The sequence below is a fragment of the Pseudanabaena sp. UWO310 genome, assembly GCF_006861605.1.
Classification (GTDB): Bacteria; Cyanobacteriota; Cyanobacteriia; order Pseudanabaenales; family Pseudanabaenaceae; genus Pseudanabaena.
This window is the reverse complement of the sequence record NZ_SELU01000122.1, coordinates 1-1,968: the sequence shown is the minus strand read 5'-3', so window position 1 is coordinate 1,968 and position 1,968 is coordinate 1. Positions and strand designations below refer to the sequence as shown.

The window sequence follows — 1,968 nt, the reverse complement described above, 5'->3', positions numbered from 1 at the left end:
TAGCATTTTTCATCATCGATTAGATGGGTTAAGTTCACACTCAGCATAGTAATCGCTGCTTTTGGATTTCGCTACAATATTATCAATTTCTGCCTTTCTTGACCTCCCCGAAACACCTATTGAGCCATGTACGTTATTTGTATATAACTTGAACTAAACTTTTGTAATCAGCTAAAATTGACGAGGCAAACTTTGGAATGGCAAATCTAGTTAAACTGACAGAAGAAGGACTTAATATTGCAAACAGAGCTTTGCTTACATGGTCAAGTGTCGCAAATTTTTGCAAAATAAAGAATCAACACAGAGGTAGTGTAACTAAGTTCTTTAGGGCTGAAGGAGTCTCCACTGAGACTTTTCAAAGTATTGGAATTGAATTAGAAATTGCAGAATGGAAAGATAATTGGAAAAATTTCTGTGAGATAGTAGAACCTTCAAAAAAAGATGCTAGAGAAATTGCTCCCGTTGATTGCTTTTCAACAAAACCTTCATATTGCCAAGGGAATGGCAAACAGAATTATTGTGCCTATTGCTCCCTACTTTTTGATCGTATTAAGGAATTTATCATCAACGACCAAATTGAATCAGGGGGATGGGGTAAAAGTTTAGGGATAAATGAATGCCATGAATACTGGTATGGACAAAAGCCATCTCCACTTGATCTTCGCGAAGGTAGTATCTTTGGGATTTATCAGGCGGTTCGGGGACTATTGGCTATTGGCGTTGAAATTACTTGTTATGAAGAAATTGGTAAACGTCTAATTCAGTTTTTATTTACACGCCAAAAGCCATCAGGCGAATATGCGCGATTTGTTGTAACTAGAGGAGGATCTGAAGAACTATATGGTTCACCTCGTCATACTGCATTTGTCGTAATCACACTGGCAATGGTTAATGCTTCAGCAGATAGAATTATGAAAGGTATTAAATTCCTTAGTCATATCACTCTTGATGAGTTGAAATCTGATAAGGCTCCTTCAATTGCTATAGTAGCTTTTCTTCTTGTATATCAAACTTTAATTCAGGGAGAGTGGGGTAATCGAAACTTTTCTAGCCAAGAACGAGACGATTTTTCCAAAATATGGAGCGAGGATCTATTCTATAATGCTTTCAGATTATTAAAATCAGATGATACTAAGGATACTAGTTCTCCCCTTTGGAAATCCTATGCTATGGTTCCTAAGTTAAGGTTCGCAACCTCATTAGTAACTATTGACATTTTATCAAATTTTGAAGTTTTCATCAATAATGACTGGAAGAAAATCATAGAAATCCTTACCTATATATCAAAGTTTGAAATTAATGGGGCATTGCCTTCGGATGAAAATTCAAGTAAAAGAGACATCGGAACTTCTGCTTATTTTGCTTATGTTTGTTCGATAAGATCTTTACGTGAACGAATAAGAATTGCTCCTAAAGGAGAAACACTTTTAGACTTAGCTAATAGGTGCTTCAAATTTACTATAGATTATAGCAAGAGCCTTAACGATGAACCTATCCTTAGCGAACCAATCTCAACATTACTACTAATAAAGGGTTGTCCATGGAGTACAGAATCTGTAAATTGCTAACTGATGTTAAGTAGAAGGAAAAAGGAGTTGAGTAAAGGTAATTACTCAACTCAGAACAAATAAGGATCTTAGGGGATTCAAGACAGTAAGAATCGACTCAAAAGTGGATAAACCCAGTTTTCTTCCAGTATTGACAATAGAGCGAATCATCGCAAATAAATCTCGGAGACGGTCAAGCAAAATGTGTAAAGTCTAGAAACTAGAATTGGAGACGATCTTCAAAGAGGATGGCAAAGCGATTTAGCGCAGGCTTCCAATTACGTATCGGCATCACCGAGACTGTCAAGCATTTTGTGTAAAGTCTAGAAGCTAGATGTGGAGACGATCCTCAAAGAGGATAGCAAATCGATTAAGGGCGGGTTTCCAATCGCGAATGGGCATTGTCCATTTCTTAGAAATA

The 1,968-nt window shown here is 36.7% G+C and carries 1 protein-coding gene; it reads left to right on the top strand.

Annotation, left to right across the window (positions count from 1 at the left end; all coding sequences use genetic code 11):
• Positions 1 to 197 precede the first annotated feature (197 nt).
• Positions 198 to 1,568 carry a prenyltransferase/squalene oxidase repeat-containing protein gene (locus PseudUWO310_RS22550; RefSeq protein WP_143190598.1) on the top strand — a complete coding sequence of 457 codons (1,371 nt, stop codon included), beginning with the start codon at positions 198 to 200 and terminating at the stop codon, positions 1,566 to 1,568.
• Positions 1,569 to 1,968: the final 400 nt, after the last annotated feature.

Excerpts from the sequence above, each read along its gene's own strand:
- PseudUWO310_RS22550 (WP_143190598.1), top strand. The coding sequence starts at position 198 with ATGGCAAATCTAGTTAAACTGACAGAAGAAGGACTTAATATTGCAAAC.